General features: G+C 67.0%; 16 protein-coding genes. 5 read left to right on the top strand and 11 right to left on the bottom strand.

From position 1 onward, the window contains the following. Positions 1 to 62: 62 nt before the first annotated feature. From FVA80_RS24815 to FVA80_RS24835, 5 genes are all read right to left on the bottom strand, one after another. Positions 63 to 1016, bottom strand: a complete 954-nt coding sequence (locus FVA80_RS24815; protein WP_147909169.1) for a YsnF/AvaK domain-containing protein — start codon at positions 1014 to 1016, stop codon at positions 63 to 65. After that, positions 1013 to 1513 (bottom strand): YsnF/AvaK domain-containing protein, encoded by a 501-nt coding sequence (locus FVA80_RS24820; protein WP_147909168.1) that lies wholly within the window; start codon positions 1511 to 1513, stop codon positions 1013 to 1015. The genes FVA80_RS24815 and FVA80_RS24820 overlap by 4 nt, the downstream gene beginning before the upstream one ends. A gap of 2 nt (positions 1514 to 1515) precedes the next feature. Further along, positions 1516 to 2391, bottom strand: a complete 876-nt coding sequence (locus FVA80_RS24825) for a PhnA-like protein (protein ID WP_246692459.1) — start codon at positions 2389 to 2391, stop codon at positions 1516 to 1518. Between the two features lie 269 nt (positions 2392 to 2660). Further along, complete coding sequence (locus FVA80_RS24830) at positions 2661 to 2843, bottom strand: hypothetical protein (RefSeq protein WP_147909166.1); 183 nt, start codon at positions 2841 to 2843, stop codon at positions 2661 to 2663. 162 nt (positions 2844 to 3005) lie between these two features. Then, entirely contained in the window at positions 3006 to 4490 is a 1485-nt protein-coding gene (locus FVA80_RS24835; protein WP_147909165.1) for a PAS domain S-box protein, read from the bottom strand. Positions 4491 to 4599: 109 nt separating this feature from the next. Between FVA80_RS24835 and FVA80_RS24840 the strand changes: the two genes are divergently transcribed. The 3 genes from FVA80_RS24840 to FVA80_RS24850 are packed head-to-tail and all read left to right on the top strand — an operon-like array spanning position 4600 to position 7410. Continuing rightward, entirely contained in the window at positions 4600 to 4845 is a 246-nt protein-coding gene (locus FVA80_RS24840; protein ID WP_147909164.1) for a ferredoxin, read from the top strand. Continuing rightward, positions 4835 to 6109 carry an FAD-dependent oxidoreductase gene (locus tag FVA80_RS24845; RefSeq protein WP_147909163.1) on the top strand — a complete coding sequence of 425 codons (1275 nt, stop codon included), beginning with the start codon at positions 4835 to 4837 and terminating at the stop codon, positions 6107 to 6109. The genes FVA80_RS24840 and FVA80_RS24845 overlap by 11 nt, the downstream gene beginning before the upstream one ends. A gap of 20 nt (positions 6110 to 6129) precedes the next feature. After that, the gene (locus FVA80_RS24850; protein WP_147909162.1) at positions 6130 to 7410 is read left to right on the top strand and encodes a cytochrome P450; all 1281 of its coding nucleotides are present in this window, start codon (positions 6130 to 6132) and stop codon (positions 7408 to 7410) included. A gap of 353 nt (positions 7411 to 7763) precedes the next feature. On the opposite strand, the gene FVA80_RS31625 is transcribed toward FVA80_RS24850, so the two are convergent. After that, positions 7764 to 7934, bottom strand: coding sequence for a hypothetical protein (locus FVA80_RS31625; RefSeq protein WP_246692127.1), 171 nt, complete (start codon positions 7932 to 7934; stop codon positions 7764 to 7766). An 85-nt stretch (positions 7935 to 8019) separates the two neighbouring features. On the opposite strand from FVA80_RS31625, the gene FVA80_RS31630 reads away from it, so the two are divergent. Next, positions 8020 to 8328 (top strand): hypothetical protein, encoded by a 309-nt coding sequence (locus tag FVA80_RS31630; protein WP_246692128.1) that lies wholly within the window; start codon positions 8020 to 8022, stop codon positions 8326 to 8328. A gap of 257 nt (positions 8329 to 8585) precedes the next feature. Further along, complete coding sequence (locus tag FVA80_RS24860) at positions 8586 to 9530, top strand: NmrA family NAD(P)-binding protein (RefSeq protein WP_210249203.1); 945 nt, start codon at positions 8586 to 8588, stop codon at positions 9528 to 9530. Between the two features lie 397 nt (positions 9531 to 9927). On the opposite strand, the gene FVA80_RS24865 is transcribed toward FVA80_RS24860, so the two are convergent. The 5 genes from FVA80_RS24865 to FVA80_RS24885 form a co-directional block, all read right to left on the bottom strand. After that, positions 9928 to 11160 carry an IS91 family transposase gene (locus tag FVA80_RS24865; RefSeq protein WP_147909161.1) on the bottom strand — a complete coding sequence of 411 codons (1233 nt, stop codon included), beginning with the start codon at positions 11158 to 11160 and terminating at the stop codon, positions 9928 to 9930. Positions 11161 to 11164: 4 nt separating this feature from the next. Then, the gene (locus FVA80_RS24870) at positions 11165 to 12073 is read right to left on the bottom strand and encodes a tyrosine-type recombinase/integrase (protein WP_147909160.1); all 909 of its coding nucleotides are present in this window, start codon (positions 12071 to 12073) and stop codon (positions 11165 to 11167) included. A 364-nt stretch (positions 12074 to 12437) separates the two neighbouring features. Then, positions 12438 to 13013 carry a PilZ domain-containing protein gene (locus tag FVA80_RS24875; RefSeq protein WP_147909159.1) on the bottom strand — a complete coding sequence of 192 codons (576 nt, stop codon included), beginning with the start codon at positions 13011 to 13013 and terminating at the stop codon, positions 12438 to 12440. Between the two features lie 150 nt (positions 13014 to 13163). Continuing rightward, on the bottom strand, positions 13164 to 14111 hold the full coding sequence (locus tag FVA80_RS24880; protein WP_147909158.1) for a BLUF domain-containing protein: 948 nt from the start codon (positions 14109 to 14111) through the stop codon (positions 13164 to 13166). 30 nt (positions 14112 to 14141) lie between these two features. Then, entirely contained in the window at positions 14142 to 15827 is a 1686-nt protein-coding gene (locus FVA80_RS24885; RefSeq protein ID WP_147909179.1) for an EAL domain-containing protein, read from the bottom strand. Positions 15828 to 16079: the final 252 nt, after the last annotated feature.

Here is a 16079-nt window from a genome sequence, read left to right on the forward strand (position 1 = left end):
TTCAGTATGAGTAGCGGCGGGGCAGGCACACCGTCGCCTCGCCGCTTTCGTCCAGGGCGATATCAGAGCGGCTTGCGCGGATCGGTCCCAGTGGTGCTTCCAGTCGTACCCGTGCGGCTGGTGTTACCGCGCTCGTCCGTGACCTCGACCTCGGTATGGCGGACCGTGTCCGACACCGTCTCGACCCGGTCAGCGGCCTGCTTGCGGATCCCGACCTCTTCGACCACCCGGGCCTCCTTCGACACCACCGCCTGCTCGCGCATCTCGGTAGCCTCGATCGTCTTCTCGGCGAACAACGCCTCATCGACTGGGGTCGGCGCGCGATCGACGGCGCGGCGGTCGACGTGCACGGTCTCGTCGCGCAGGGTTACGTCCTCGCTCACTGTATTCTCGACGGCGTAGGAGCGCACCCGCACGCGACCGCTGTCGGCCACGCGCTTGCCGACGTTCAAGCGCTCCTCGACCACCGGGATATACTCGGTATCACCCGCCGTACCCGCGACCGTCTCGCGGTTTGCCATGCCATCGCGCCCACCGGCCGCGAACGCCGCCGTGCCGCCCGTCGCCGGAATGCCGCCGGCTACCTCGGCCGTGGTCGGGTTGCGCAGCGCACCGGTGGTCGCCGTCGCGCCCGCTGCCGTCTCACCAGTGTAGCCGCTCCAGCCCTCCTTGCGCCACGTCGCCTCGCGCTCGTCGAGATCGACTGAGCCGTGCTGCTCCAGGATATCGTAGGCGGTCTCGATCTGCGCCTGTTCGACTGTGGCGGTTAGCATCGTGCCGCCGCGGCTCAATCCTTCCTGGTAAGTATGCCGATCCTCCTCCGGCATGAACATGTCTTTCAACGACCCCCAGAAGCTTTCGTCGCGCGCCGGTGCGGTCGCGATACGGCTCGTGCCGGTCCGATTGCCCGGCACGAGCCGTATCGCGGATTGCGGGATCCCGGCGGCGACCAGCTTGGCCTGCGCGGCCTCGGCTTGGCTCAGCACGTCGTACAATGCAGTGATGGTCTGGCTCATGATTTCGTCTCCTCGGCAGGTTGTGGGATGCTCTGCTGCGTGACGTGCCCATCCGGGGACACGCGTTCGACCACGGCGTGCTGCCTGCGCAGCGTCACCGGCACCTCGACCTCCTCACCCGCCGTGGTCCGGCGGATGTGCACCTCCTCCTTGAGGACGAGGCGCTTCTCGACGACGAGGATTTCTTCCAGGACCGGGATGATCGTCACCCCACCCTCCTCACGGACCACCGGGGGCACCTCGCCCTCGGACAGCGTCCGGTTGATGGCCACTCGGGTGACCCCAACCATGTCGCTGTGCAGGGTCTCGCGCAGGATTTGGTCGGTGGTCTCGGTCCGGGTCGAGACCCGCATTCGCCCGGTCTCCACCGCCCGCTTGTCGATGCGGGCGGTCTCGGCGATCAGCGGGAGCGTTACGGTCTCGCCGACGGCGATCTCCGCCGCGTGTTCGCCCAGCATCCCTAGGAGGTGCGGTTCGGTGGCGGCGGGATCGCTCATGGTCACACCCGACGCTGGGTCGTGGTGGTCATCGCGGCGCGGCTCACGACTGGGTCGACGGCGGCGCCACGACCCGCGAAGAAGGCCGACAGCGCTCCCAGGATCAGCGCCAAGGCACCGTAGAGCGCCCCCTGTGCGCCGACACGGGCGGCGGCATCGGCCGCCTGCTTAGCCTGCTCCTTGGTCTTCGCGACCGTGTCGTTGAACTGCTGCACGTACTGGGCGACCTGGGTCCGGGCCTGATCGACCGGGATGTTCTGCGCCTTGGCGAGAGCCTGGGCAGCCTTCTCCTGCGCATTCTTCTGCTGGGCGGCGTCGCCGGTCACCGCCGCACGCATCGCGCTGACGGCGGCGTTCTTCAGGGCCTCCGGATCATTGCCGGTGCCATTGCGGACCTGGCTCTCGATGTTCGAGAACGGGTTATCCATGCCTGGCAGCGACGGGGCGGCGGCCTGTGCAGCGGTCTTCACCGAGCCGCCGATCAGGTTGCCGGCACCACCGAGCGTGCTCGACACCGCGCTCGACGCGCCGCTGATGACGCCGCCGACCGCCGAGGACAGCAGGTACACGACGACCAGCGTCGAGACCGCCCAGGCGATCAGCCCGTGGTAGGCGGTGGTGGTGTTGGCCGGCCTGCCCGAAAGGCGCCCGGCGAGCCAACCGCCCGCGGTGGAGGCGAGGATGCCGGAGATCACGAACCAGATCCCAGCGCTCGAGGATAGGCTTCCCGCGGTCGGGGTGCCGTTGCCGGCCGGGTCGACGGTCGAGAGCCCGATGCCCAGCCCGACCATGTTCAAGATGACCTGGGCGACCAGCGCGATCACAGCACCGGCGAACACCGCGCCCCAGGAGATGGAGTGCACCGCCATCGTGCGCATGTCCTCCGCGGGGGTGACCGGGCTGGCAGTGGGGAGATCGCGGTCGTAGGCCGGACGGGTGGTGTCGGGTGTCAACGCCATGCTCAGTACTCTCAGTTCAGTGTGGTTCGATCTTCGGCCGGGAGCGGCGGAAGTGGGTTTGTCTGGCGTCGGAGCACCTGACGACGGCCAACCAGGCCATGGTCGCGCCACAGCATAATCGTCTGCAGGATCATCGAGGGCGTGCAGAAGCTGCGGCTGCGGCCCATGTGTCCGCACGCGCCCCAGCATCACATGCGGGTCGAGCGCTTTGGCCTCGGCTTGGTGTTCGACGACGTGTGTGCGACTTCGAGGGCAGCGATCTCGGCGGCGGCTTCCGCCTGGATCGCGTGGTCGCCCTCGATGATGCCGATGGCTTCCTTGATCAGCGCCCGAATATGATCGGGCGATAGCACCTTCCGACGCCCGGCCACGCGGATCTCCTCGTATCAACCCATCCGGATGATCTTCCGAGATGCTCGCGTGAGCAGAGCTACCACTGCGTAATCAGATAATCTACTTGAAGTTCCGACGATTTACATAAAGTACGATTGCACTAAATGGACTTGGTAGTTCTGTCACGGTTTTCATCGATTTTAGCGTCGGTGCCGCGTGTTCGGCCCGATCCCGCGCTCCTGCGCCCACACCACCACCGCGCTGCGGCGGTTGACCCCGAGCTTGCGGTACAGCCCGGAGACGTGATTGCGCACCGTGTTCGGCGACAGCTTCAGTTCGGCACCGATCTCCCGATCGGTGGCGCCCTGGCAGATCCGCGTGAGCATGTCCTGCTCGCGGATCGTCAGGTTCTCGACTCCGAGCGATGGCCGGGCAGAGCGTGACGGTTGACGCAGGGTCGCCAACTTGTCGATCACCCCGTGGCTGAACCACGATGCGTCCGCCATCACCGCCTCGATGGCGGTGATCAGTTCGCGCTCCGAGCGCTTGCGGGCGGTGATGTCCTGCACGACGCACAGGACGCAGGCCTCATCGTTGATGCTCACCCGCTCGGCCGAGACGAGGCAGTCGATCTCGGTGCCAGCCGCATCCTGCAGCGTGGCCTCGAAGCCACGAACGCTGCCGAGCCGTCTCAAATCCCGGGAGAATTTGCGCTGCTCGACGCGGTCAACCCAGAGCGCGAGGTCGGCGAGCGACTGGCCACCCGCGGCCTCAGGGGCGTGCCCGAAGGTGGTGACGAAGGCTTGGTTGACGCTGGTGATCTCCAACCCGTCCGCGTCCATCAACGCGCTCGGCACCGGTGACAGGTCGAACGCCTTGGCGAAGCGCTCCTCGCTGTGGCGCAGGGCCATCTCGGCCTTCCGGCGATCCTCCAGGTCGGCGAAGGTGAACAGCATGCACGGCTCGACGCCGCCCGGACCTGGCATCTCGATCGCGTGCCCGGCCACGATCACGTAGCGGCCCTTCCCACAAGGCGTTGCGAGCTGAGCCTCCATCTGCGGGATGGTGCGGCCTGCGTGCAGGCGATGGATCGCCAGCTCGCGCCGCTCGGCTTGGCGTAGCAGGTCGATCTCGCAGAAGCTCCGGCCGAGCACATCGTCGCGATGGTACCCGGTGAGGTCGAGAAAGCCGTGGTTGACCCGGACGAAGCGCAGGTCGGCGATCCGGCAGATGATCGCCGGGGCCGGGTTGGCGTTGAACATCCGCTCGAACCGGGCCTCGGCCTGGTAGCGCTCGCTCACGTCCTGCATCACCAGGGCGAGGCCACTCGGCGTGCCATCCGTGTCGATGGTCACCAGGCTACGGATGCGATGCATCCACCTGTGTGTGGGATCCCGCTTTGGGACCAACTCGACCACGACGTCGCGGAACACCTCGCCGGCGAGCACCCGGTCGAGGGGATGCTGCAGCGGGCCGATCTCCCGATGATTGCGGTAGTGCAGCGTGAAGTTCGCGCGGTACTCGGACACGGTGGCGCCGAGATCGCCGACGTCGGCAACTCCATGCATCATCACGGCGGCGGTGTTCGCGTAGGCGATGGTCTGATCCGGCTCGATCAGGATCACGCCCTCGGACAGGCCAGCCACGATCTGCCGCATCTGTATGTGACGCGTTTCATCGACCATCGGCGTCTCTCCTCGCGGAACGCCAACGTTCGAATGCAGGAAAAGCCCTTATATGAAGGGTCATTTAGGGAGAAAGCGGAACCGGTACGGTGGGTCGTAGTTGCCAAGCATGTCCGCTCGTGCCCCGCAGCCCGGCCTTCGGGTGAGCGTCGACCTCAATCTGTGCCAGGCCTACGCTCAATGCTGCTACGCAGCACCAAGTCATTTCCGCATCGAGGGGCACGAGGCGCTGCTCTACGATCCTGCTCCTACGACGCGCGCCCGCGCCGATATCGAGCAGGCGCGCGTCGCCTGTCCCGTGCAAGCGATCCGAGTCGAGGATCAGGGCCAGGGGAAAACATGCGATGGGACATAGTCAGCCCGGCCGTGCGGTGGTGGTCGGTGCAGGCCTCGCGGCCCTACGCGGGGCCGAGGCGATGCGCGAAGCAGGTTTCTTGGGCTCGCTCACGATCATCGGCAAGGAGCCCTACCGTCCTTACGACCGGCCGCCACTCTCGAAGCACGTCCTGACCGGCGAGATCGCCCCGGATGCCACCACCTTGCCGAGCAGCCTCGGTGAAGACGTCGACTGGCATCTCGGCAGTCCGGCTGTGCGTCTGGATCGTACGGTCCGGATGGTTCACCTCGCGGATGGGACCGCACTGGCCTACGACCGTCTGCTGATCGCTACCGGAACCCGCGCCCGGCCCTGGCCGAACCCGCACGAGGGCAGGCTCGCCGGAGTCCACACCTTGCGTGGTCGGGACGACGCGGTCGCCCTGCGTAAGGCGCTCACTCGAGGCCCGAGGCGCGTGCTGGTGATCGGCGGTGGGCTGATCGGCTGTGAGGTGGCGAGCGCCTGTCGGCAACTCGGCCTGCCGGTGACCCTGGTGCAATTGGGCCCGGCGCCGCTCGCCCGCGCATTTGGTCGGTATCTCGGCGCAATCCTTGGTGCGATGCACGAGGTCCGCGGGGTCGACTTGCGTCTCGGAGCCGAGGTCGAGTGGTTGGAGGGGGCGGACGGCCGGCTCGTACGCGCGCACCTCGTCGATGGCACGACAATCGACGCCGACATAGCGGTGACCGCGCTCGGCGCCGTGCGCAACACCGAGTGGCTCGATGGATCCGGTCTGTCGTTCGACGCAGGCGGGGTCGACTGTGATGCAGACGGCTATGTCCTCGACGTGGATGGGCGACCCGACCCCGCGATCGCGGCGGCAGGCGACGTCGCGCGCTTCCCACACCCGCTCTACGGCGGCCGCCGCATCGCTGTGGAGCACTGGGGTCATGCGGTTGCGCAGGGCGTGCATGCCGGCCGTTTGCTCGCCGATGGCAAGCCTGGACAGGGCTACGCAGCGCTGCCGGCTTTCTGGTCCGGGCAAGCGGGTGTCACGATCAAGTCTGTTGGCCTCACGGATGGGGCGGATGCGATGACGATCGCGCACGGTGACCCGGCTACGGGTCGCTTCCTCGCCCTCTACGGCCGGGCCGGGCGGTGCATCGCTGCCGTATCGATCGATTGTGGGCGCTGGCTACCGGCTTACGCCGCACTCATCGCCGAGAGCGCGCCCTTCCCGCCCGCGGGTGCGGCCACCGACCGGTCCGGTGCGCTCGACATCCTCGCGCCGGGCTTCTCCTGACGCCAGTTCGCGGACACGCCATGGCCGACCCCAGCCTTCTCGGGCAGATCAAGGACTACGCCAACCGCGTCGACCCGTACCCGCTCTACGCCCAGCTGCGGCAGACCGGGATCTTGCGCCAAGACGACGTGGGAGAGGGGGGCGGTGCGTCGGGCGACGAAGCACGAAGCGTATGGGTGGCGGCGAGCCACGACGCCATCACGCGTCTGCAGAACGACCCCCGCCTCAGCGTCGAGACCCAGCCGCCGACGAAGCGGCCGACCGTCGGCAATCCGATCACCGATTACCTCGTCAACCCGATCAAGGATCGGATCACTGACCGGCACCAGCCGTTCCTGTTCCGCGACCCGCCCGCGCACGATGTTCTGCGCGCCGCCACCGTTCAGCAATTCACCCCCGAGCGCGTCCACGCGATGCGCATCCGCTCCGAACGGCTGGTCGCCGAGATGCTCGACCGCAAGGTGGGTGCTCAGGAGATCGACGTCGTCGAAGATCTCGCCTACCCGCTTCCGGTCGCGGTGATCTGCGAACTGTTCGGCGTGCCGGTAGGCGATGAGGCCAGGTTCCACGACTGGTCGAGCCAGCTCGCCACAGCGGTCGAACCCGGTGTCGCGGTCAGCGAAGAGACCCGTATGGAGAACGCTAGGGCCTTCGATGCCATCTCGGACTACCTCGCCGACCTCATCGCCGAAAAGCGCCGCCGGCCGCGCGACGACCTGCTCTCGGGGTTGGCCAACCAGGCCACTGCTGACGGCTACCGGATGGGCGACTTCGATCTAATCTCGACCGCGATATTGATCCTCGTCGCCGGTCACGAGACCGCGGTGAACCTGATCGCCAACGCTTGGCTCACGCTACTGCGCCATCCGCGCGAGCTGGAGCGCCTACGTGCCGACCCAGGCCGAGCCGTGCGCGTGATCGAGGAGGTGATGCGCTACGACCCGCCGGTGCAGCTCGTTAGCCGCAAGACGCTCAGCGCCATCGACATCGCCGGCACTACGATCCCCGAGGGGGAGGCTCTCATCCTGATGCTCGCTGCTGGAAATCGCGACCCGGCCGCGTTCACCGATCCGGATCGTTTCGATCCGGATCGCATCGGCACCCGCCACCTCGGCTTCGGCGGCGGCATGCACTACTGCGTCGGTGCGCCTCTGGGCCGGTTCGAAGCTGAGGCCGCGCTCACTGCGCTGGCTCGCCGCCTCAAGGCTCCGCGCTTGATCGAGGATCCTCCACCCTACCGGCGTCCGGCGACCCTGCGTGGACCTGAGCGTTTGCTGGTCGCAGTCGAGCGGATCCTTTAATCGACGTCAGTGCCTGCGATTCGTCGCCATTAGACCAACGAGCTATGTCTGTCCCGCTGATAGTTTTCAGATCGCCCTTATGCACGGCACGGCTGAGTTCCAGCGAAGCCGTTCCACTACGCAAGCCCTATTGGAACTCAACGCCAGGTAGCGTGAGTGGCGATGTTGCTTATTCGATGGAATTTCCGACATTGGTGGCGATTGCTATAGCCTCACGCGAAGCGGACCGTCCGGTATCGACTCAATCCGGCCGCTAGGGACGCGATCGACGCTTGCCGGAAGCGGTCGTTCGCCAGCCGTCCGGCAACTTCGAGTTGGGTGGGGGCTATCGTCAACTCGAGGCCCTGGAGCGGTCATTCGGCTTCGGTCGGCTCTGAGAGCCGGCCCAGCAGCTCGTTCATCAGGAGGCGCTCGCCCGGCGTCAGCGCTGCGGCCGCGGCGAGGTGCGCGCGCAGGCCGACCGCCAGGGACGCCAAGCCGACCCCGTCCGGCGCGGGCGGGTCGCCGACGACCGCGGCGAACACCGCGTCGCGCGCCAGGGGCGAGCTGCGGGTCGCGCACGTCCTCGTCCGTCGCGAGCAGGGTCGCCACCGTGCCGACGCCCGCGGCGTGGATCAGCGCCACCGCGCGCTCCACTGGCACATGCAGCCGACCGGCCCGCGCGATCCGCCCCACCCGCTCGCGCAGGATCGCGAGGCCGGCGAGCATGGCCGGCGACCCGGAGGCCGGCGCGCCTATTTCGTTGGTGATCGCGAACACCGCCGGGTGGGCCAGCCCAAAGGCGATGTAGGCGTCCCAGGCCTCACGCAGGCCCTCGACCGGGTCGGGGTGCGGCGGCACCGCCCGCTTGCGCGCGAGGAAAGTCGCCAGCCCATGCTCGGCCACAGCGTTGAGCAGTCCGCGCTTATCCCCGAATAGGCGGTAGAGCGTCGGTGCCTGCACCGCCGCCGCCTTGGCCACGGCCCGGGTGGTCAGGGCCACCACGCCGCCGTCAGCGATCAGCTCGGACGCCGCCGCCAGGATGCGCGCCCGGGCGTCCTGCCTATCGTCCCCGCCGTCCAGTCCATCGTTCATGGCGCGGTGTAGCATCGGTATGATCGGATCGGTAGCGGCGATTGAAGGCGACCGAAATCGCTGATACAGCGATAATGTTTCCATCGTTACGAGGACTGTGCATGATCGTCGTCACAGGGGCCACTGGCCAACTCGGCAAGGCCGTCGTCGAGGACCTGCTGCGCCGCGTGCCGACCGAGCGGATCGCGGTCAGCGTTCGGGACATTGGCAAGGCCGCCGACCTCGCCCGGCAGGGCGTCGCGGTCCGCCAAGCCGACTTTGCGGACGAGGCCAGCCTGCGCGCGGCGTTCGAGGGTTCGGACCAGGTGCTGATCGTCTCGGCCAACAAGCTCGGCGAGGAGGCGCTGCGCCTGCACCGCACCGCCATCGCCGCGGCCCGCGCCGTCGGTGTGCGACGGATCCTATACACGAGCCATGCCGGCGCACGGCTCGGCTCGTCCTTCCCGCCCGCCGACCAGCACGCCGGCACGGAGACGGACCTGGCAGGCGGCGGGTCGTGGACAGCGCTGCGCCACGGTTTCTACGCCGAGAGTTGCCTTTTCATGGTTGGCGACGGGCTGCGCGCCGGGGAACTGTGCACGCCCGAAGACGGGCTAGTCGCCTGGACGGCGCGCGCCGATTTGGCGGAGGCCGACGCGGCGATCCTGGCGGCGGGAGACGGGTGGGACGGCCCGACGCCCCCGCTCACGGCGGGCCGGGCCGTGACCATGGCCGAGGTGGCGGCGATCGCTTCGGAGGTGACCGGGCGCGCCGTGCGCCACACCGTCATCGGCGACGTGGAATGGCGAGACGCGAAGATCGCAGGCGGGATGCCTGCCCTCTACGCCAACATGCTGCTTGGGACGTTCCAGGCCGCGCGCCGGGGGGGACTTCGCGGCGACCGACCCTGCGTTGGAGGGGTTGCTGGGCCGGCCGCCCCAGACGATGCACGAGGTGCTGGCAGCCGCGGGTCTCTGATCGCAGATGTCAGCCCTCCCGCCCGCAATCGTCGAACCGCTGGTCAAACACCAGGGCGGTCGGTTCTTCGGGACCAGCTAAGTTGCTGACAAACGCACCTTCAGAGGGGCTGCGTTGGATCGGGGGGCAGGCGGGACGGCAACGTCCGCTTCATCAAGATTGTGCTCAGAAGCGGACCGGCGGAAACCCTGAAGAGTTTCGGTCGCCGCGAGGCGTACGAAAGTCGTGGATGAACGAACCCGCGGGATGGCGGGCGGTCCTATGGGGATTTGGGTTAGGCGTCGCCCCCAGGGGCGGAGCAACGGTGGGCAAACCTCGCCGGTTGCGAGGCTGAGGGCTGCCGGACTGGCGGGCCCCCGGGTCTTGGCGAAGCCGACCGGGGTTCGACGATCGCGGTTGCGCGGCCCATCCTGGCATTCGGCACACGGTGAGGCATGCCCCGGGGCGCGGCTCCGCGGGTGGTTGGCGGCGTCAGGCCATGCCGGGTCATGGCGAACCGGCCCGGTGCGACGTGGAGCGGAACGGCGGCCCCCGGGGCTGATGCCAGCCCGCGAAGGACCCGACGATCATCATGGGACCGCCGCAGCAGGGGCAAGGCGAGCGGGCCTTGCCGGGGCTGTCCTGCGGATCGGGCGCGTCGGCGGTGGGGCGAGGCGGGGCCGGGACGCCGAGGATCGCGCGGATGTGGGCCAGGCCCGCCTTCCGGTTTGCGCCCGTGAGGAGGCCGTAGTGCCGGATGCGGTGGAAGCCGCGCGGCAGGACATGGAGCAGGAAGCGCCGGATGAACTCCGTGGCCGACAGGGTCATGACCCGCGGCCGTCCGGCCTCGTCGCGCCGGTAGTCCTTGACGCGGAAGCTGACACTCGCCCCGTCGAAGGCGAGGATGCGTCGGCTGGAGATTGCGACGCGGTGGGTGTAGCGCGCCAGGTAGGCGAGCACGGCCTTCGGCCCGGCAAACGGCGGCTTGGCGTAGACCACCCAGCGCTTCCTGCGCACCGGGGCGAGCGCGCGGGCGAAGGCCCTGGGATCCGAGAGCGGAGCCAGGGTGCCGAAGAAGACGAGCGTCCCGGCCTCGTGGAGGGCGGCGAGCCCTTCGAGGAACAGGCGGCGGAACAGCATGCCCAGCACCCGCACCGGCAGGAGGAAGGCAGGGCGCGACGCGACCCATCGGGTCCCGTCCGGCGAGAGGCCTCCGCCGGGGACGATCATGTGGAGGTGGGGATGGTGGGTCATGGCCGAGCCCCAGGTGTGGAGCACGGCGGTGAGACCGATGCGGGCCCCGAGGTGCTTCGGGTCGGCGGCGATCCGCATCATGGTGGTGCTCGCCGCTCGGAACAGCAGGTCGTAGACGGCGGCCTTGTTGTGGAAGGCGATGGCGGCGATCTCGGCCGGCAGGGTGAAGACGACGTGGAAGTAGCCGACCGGGAGAAGGTCGGCCTCGCGCGCGGCGAGCCAGTCGCGCGCCGCCGCACCCTGGCAGCGGGGGCAATGCCGGTTGCGGCAGGAGTTGTAGGCGATGCGCAGGTGGCCGCACGCATCGCAGCCCTCGACATGGCCGCCGAGGCTGGCCGTGCGGCAGTGCTCGATCGCCGCCATCACCTTCAGCGTGTCCAGGCTCAGATGGCCGGCCTGATCGGCGCGGTAGGCTGGACCGGCGGCGCGGAAGACGTCGGCCAGTTCGATGGTGGCGGCCGTCGTCGTGCCCGTCGTGGCGGGCATCGCCTCAGCCCGGCGCGGGCCCCTGCCTGTGGAACAGGGCGAGCCTGTCGAGGGGGCTGGTCACGGCCCGCACCGTCCGGGTGGCGACCTTGGCGTAGAGGGCGGTGGTGTCGAGCCGGCTGTGCCCGAGCAGAACCTGGATGACGCGGATGTCGACGCCGTCCTCCAGGAGATGGGTGGCGAAGGAGTGGCGCAGGGTATGGGGACCGACGCGCTTGGGGATCCCGGCCGAGCGCGCCGCCTCGACGACGACGCGGTGCAGCTGGCGCGTGCTGATCGGCCGTATCCAGTCCTGCCCGGGGAACAGCCAGCCCTGGCGCTGCAGGACGCCCTGCCGGTGCCCCTCGCGCCACCAGCGCCGCAGCAGGTCCAGGAGATCGGCCGACAGCATGGCGTTGCGGTCGCGGCCGCCTTTGCCACGCTCGATCCGCAGGAGCATGCGGGTCGAGTCGACATCGCCGATCCGAAGCGCGGCGACTTCGGCCACGCGCAGTCCCGCGCCGTAGGCGAGGGACAGGGCGGCGAGATGCTTCAGGCAGACCGTGGCATCGAGCAGACGCCCGACCTCGCCGGCGCTCAGCACGTCGGGCAGGGTGCGCGGCTGGTTGAGGCGGACCAGCCCCCGGGCGAGATCGGGGCGGTTGAGCGTCTGGACGAAGAAGAAGCGCAGGGCGGAGACGATGGCGTTCATGGTCGGCACGCCGAGGCCGACCTCCTGCTGGGCGATCTGGAAGCGGCGCAGGTCGTCGCCGGTCGCGGTATCGGGTGATCGCCGCAGGAAGGCGGCCAGCCGCCCGACGTCGCGGATGCAGTTGCGCTGCGTCGCCCGGGAGAACCGGCGCAGGGTCATGTCGTCGATCAGGCGCTGGCGCAGCGAGCCGCCGGCAGCGGCGGGAACGGCGAGGATGGTCATGGGATGGCTCCACTCGAAGTAAGGGAGCCGGGATCGTCCGCCCGGGCTGGGCGGCGCTCAATTGGCGCAGGGCGCTCGGGTCAATCCGCTAGCCTCGAAGCTGCCACCCATCCCGCGCGAGCGGGTTCGTTCACCCACCCAACCCTGCCATTCCTATCGGCAACTCCGTTGATCCGCCTCCCGCAACTGAATGCGCGTCCAGTGCATAGCGTGGTAATGTCGCTTATCCGATCGTTTTCCCGACTGCCGGATCATACGCATGTAAATAGCGCACCAGATCAGCGAAATTGGGGCATTGTCTTGATTATGCGACAGCATAAGGCCGCCATCGCTGGTTTTTACGTGACCAGCTGAAAATTTCGCCTCAAAGCGCAGTGTGCTCGCTGATGGCTGTGTCGTCGAGCGGTTCGAGGAAAGCCGCACCGATACCTCGCTCAATTCGACGGGCGACCATTGCCTGTCGTCGCCCAACGAGTATCACTTCGCCCACCGCTGGAGGATTATCCAACGCCAGCGCCACGCCCGAGGCCGACAGGTTCAGGATCTGCGCGGGCACACGCCGACCATTCGCCAGTACGACTTCCACCGCCGTACGCTCCGGGACGATCCGTTTATGGACGCGCACGACATCGGACAACTTCGCTTGCCGGCGTGCCAGCTCGATGAAGCGCCGTGCCACTTCACCTGGCGAGGGCGCTTTCCCGAAGATCCGCACTGTGAAGTCGCAGTTTCCCACCCACACGACCGAGACCTGAGCTGCTCCGATGCCGCGGATGTTGCAGATTAGGCGCTCCTCGACGGTAGGCAGCGTCGCCGACCGCAGTCTCAATCCTTCGGACGAGATGTCCACGGTGACCGCGTGGAACTCGGATCCGTCGCGGCGAAGGCATAGGGCGGGGACGACCACAAGGTGTCGTGTGGTGGCTTTTCGTTCGATCATGCGCTGAACGCCTCAACGACAGGGCGAACGGCACTCACCAGAACTCCATCAAAGCAACCTATCAAGCTTTCCACGACCGCCAGCGCCTTTGCCACACGTAGACCCAGAAGGCGCACGCGGCGCACAGCGCGAACGGCATTGCCGGGGTGTTCAGGCGGCAAAAACGTCTGCAGCGTCTGCCGAACTCGCCTGCCCGTTCAGTCGTACTTCAAACAAGCCGACGCGCTGAGATGTCATCTGGATGTCGCCGGCTTCCTGGGCCATCGCCGTCGCGAGAAGCTGCGCGCGCCCAGCCCAACGATCTCGTTCTACCCGCATAGCATCAAGCTGATCCTCGCTGGATGCCAACGCGACCTGCAACGCATCGATCTCAGTTCGTAGATCGCTCGTGCGTTGCCGCTCACTCGCCAGGGCGGCTTTGAGGACGTAGAGGGCAGCGTCGGTCGTTCCCTTCGACGCGCGCTTCACATCGCCGGTGGTAAGGGATCGTGGCCCATCACTCTCAATCTCATGGGTCCGCTTATCGCTCGCTGGTGATGACATCAGCGTGGCTGCCGTAGCCGGTCGAAGCTGCGCGATTTCCGCCTTCAGTTGCTCGACATCGAGCCCTGCTGGGGAATGGACCTCGGCGGGTTCGATCGGCGGAGCGGCGACGAGGGAGCGCGGCACGCCCTCCTCCTCCAACACCAGTTCGTGTAGCATGGCGAACACGGCATCACCGTCCAGCCTGGACAAGTCGAACCCGCTCTCAGCCGCGAGACGACTGAAGCGTGCTTGCCCCCCGGCGGACGCGCCGACGAAGGCCATGGACCAGTTCGCGAAGTTGCGGCTTTCCGTCGGACCGCACTGAAGAACCGTCACGTCGCCATGACGGCCATCGCACTGGATCCGCTCGAAGGTCTCTTCGACCCCCTGTCTTGGTCCCTCCAAAACCTGAGCGAAGGCACCAGCGTTGAACATCAGCGCTCCGGTCACATCCGCCCGAGCGTTGTTCCGCTGCGATGCGGCCAGTATCTGCCCGACAACGGCCGTCAGTTCAGCCTCAGATCCGTGAAACAGGTTTTTGCTGGCGTAGACTAGGCGATAGAGCTCACTCATGGGACATCCGACGAGTTAGGTGGATCAGGATTAGGGCTGGTAGCTTGCGATGAATTGCAAAAGGTCATCCGCTGGTATTGGCCGGCTGATGAGGTAGCCCTGCACGTCGGTGCAGCCTTCATCGCGAATGCGCTGCATTTGCTCCGGCGTTTCGACGCCTTCGGCGACCGTGGTCATGCCCAGGCTCTTGCCGAGGCCTGCGATCGCCCGGATGATTGCGTCCCCATCGGGCTTGCCCGACAAGTCCTTCACGAAGGACCTGTCGATTTTGATCTTGTCGAATGGGAAGCTGCGCAGGTAGCTCAAAGACGAGTAGCCGGTACCGAAGTCGTCCATCGAGACGCGTACCCCGAGCTCACGCAGTCGATGGAGCGTCTGCAAGGTCCTCTCACTCTCCTGCAAAAGGACGCCCTCGGTGATCTCGACCTCCAGCCGCTTAGCCGACAGACCTGAGCTGGCGAGTGCCGAGATGATCGTCTCGACCAGCCGGTCACTCTTGAATTGAGCAGGGGAGACGTTCACCGCGACCGACATCCCCGTGGGCCACGTCATCGCATCGCGACAGGCCTGACGGATGACCCACTCGCCGATCGGCACGATCAGACCGATCTCCTCCGCCAGCGGGATGAAATCGAGGGGCGAGATCATCCCGCGCTCGGGATGCTTCCAGCGGATCAGGGCCTCGCAGCCAATCAGCCTATCGTCGTCGAGCTGCAATTGTGGCTGATAGTGAAGCTGGAACTCGCGACGCGCCAAGGCTTGACGCATGTCGAGTTCAAGTCGGCGGCGCGCCTGCATGCGCGCGTCCATCTCTGGCTCGAAGAACCGGTACGTCCCGCGCCCGTCGAGCTTGGCTCGGTATAAGGCTAGGTCGGCGTTCTTCAGGAGCTTGTCCGCACTGGTCCCGTCGGCGGGCGCGAGCGCGACACCGACGCTGGCTCCGATCGTCAGGAGGTGGCCTTCGACCATGTAGGTCCGGCCGATCAGATCGACGAGGCGCCGGGCCAGCGCCTGTGCATCGGCTGCCCCGCGGATGCCGGTTTGCAGAATGATGAACTCATCACCACCGATCCGGGCCACGGTGTCCGTGGGCCTCACGGTCGATCGCAGCCGGTCAGCGACCTTCGCCAGAAGTGCGTCGCCGATCGGGTGACCCAGCGTGTCGTTGACCGGCTTGAACCGGTCCAGATCGATGAGGAGTAGAGCGCACGCCTCTTCGTTGCGCTGCAAGCGTGCCAGGGCTTCAGCCAGACGTTCTCGCAGGAGCAGGCGGTTTGGCAGACCCGTCAGTGGATCGAGACGCGCCAACTCGTCAGCGCGCGCCTCGTTCGCCTTGCGGGCGCTCACATCCTCCAGTGTTGCAACCCAACTTTCACCCGCGACGGAACGGATCTCGACCTGCAGCGTGTGATCCTGGCCCGCCACCTCGAACGAAGCGGACGTTTGGAGGTCGCGTGCGCCTCGCAGGGCCTCGAAGATTTCTTGCTGCGATTGCGAAGCGCCCGTGCACAGGGCTCGAAGCAATTGCCGTGAGGATAGATTGGCCGTCTGCTCGAACTTCATATTGTTGAGTAGGCGCTCGGCCGGGTTGGTCATGATAACGACCCGGCCTGAGGCGTGGATTATCAACAGGCCATGCCGTATTACATCGAGATATCGGCTCCAGATGAGGTCCGGAGCAGAGTTTGGTTCCAACCAGATCGTAGGTGGCACCATCTTGCGCCGTGAAGCGCCGAAGTGATGCAGATCAGCGCTCATCCCACGAGGGCCTTCGATTGAGGCTGCCGGGCAGCATATGAGAGGACGAATAGGACACTTATAAGGACGAGTGTTTTAATGTGAGGTGCATGGCTATCGGGATTGTTTGATATACCGTTTGTCGCAGCGTACGTTTCGGGCCGTCCGCCGCTGAGCCCATCTGATAGCGCGAAGCGTAGGTGAGCTAAGGCTGCGAGATCGTTCCCTTGT

Origin of the sequence: Methylobacterium sp. WL1 (assembly GCF_008000895.1) — a bacterium.
Classification (GTDB): domain Bacteria; phylum Pseudomonadota; class Alphaproteobacteria; order Rhizobiales; family Beijerinckiaceae; genus Methylobacterium.

Excerpts from the sequence above, each read along its gene's own strand:
- FVA80_RS24865 (WP_147909161.1), bottom strand. The coding sequence starts at position 11,160 with ATGCCCGCCACGACGGGCACGACGACGGCCGCCACCATCGAACTGGCC.
- FVA80_RS24860 (WP_210249203.1), top strand. The coding sequence starts at position 8,586 with ATGATCGTCGTCACAGGGGCCACTGGCCAACTCGGCAAGGCCGTCGTC.
- FVA80_RS24885 (WP_147909179.1), bottom strand. The coding sequence starts at position 15,827 with ATGGTGCCACCTACGATCTGGTTGGAACCAAACTCTGCTCCGGACCTC.
- FVA80_RS24850 (WP_147909162.1), top strand. The coding sequence starts at position 6,130 with ATGGCCGACCCCAGCCTTCTCGGGCAGATCAAGGACTACGCCAACCGC.
- FVA80_RS24815 (WP_147909169.1), bottom strand. The coding sequence starts at position 1,016 with ATGAGCCAGACCATCACTGCATTGTACGACGTGCTGAGCCAAGCCGAG.
- FVA80_RS24825 (WP_246692459.1), bottom strand. The coding sequence starts at position 2,391 with ATGCGCACGATGGCGGTGCACTCCATCTCCTGGGGCGCGGTGTTCGCC.
- FVA80_RS24870 (WP_147909160.1), bottom strand. The coding sequence starts at position 12,073 with ATGACCATCCTCGCCGTTCCCGCCGCTGCCGGCGGCTCGCTGCGCCAG.
- FVA80_RS24835 (WP_147909165.1), bottom strand. The coding sequence starts at position 4,490 with ATGGTCGATGAAACGCGTCACATACAGATGCGGCAGATCGTGGCTGGC.
- FVA80_RS24880 (WP_147909158.1), bottom strand. The coding sequence starts at position 14,111 with ATGAGTGAGCTCTATCGCCTAGTCTACGCCAGCAAAAACCTGTTTCAC.
- FVA80_RS24845 (WP_147909163.1), top strand. The coding sequence starts at position 4,835 with ATGGGACATAGTCAGCCCGGCCGTGCGGTGGTGGTCGGTGCAGGCCTC.
- FVA80_RS24875 (WP_147909159.1), bottom strand. The coding sequence starts at position 13,013 with ATGATCGAACGAAAAGCCACCACACGACACCTTGTGGTCGTCCCCGCC.
- FVA80_RS24840 (WP_147909164.1), top strand. The coding sequence starts at position 4,600 with ATGTCCGCTCGTGCCCCGCAGCCCGGCCTTCGGGTGAGCGTCGACCTC.
- FVA80_RS24820 (WP_147909168.1), bottom strand. The coding sequence starts at position 1,513 with ATGAGCGATCCCGCCGCCACCGAACCGCACCTCCTAGGGATGCTGGGC.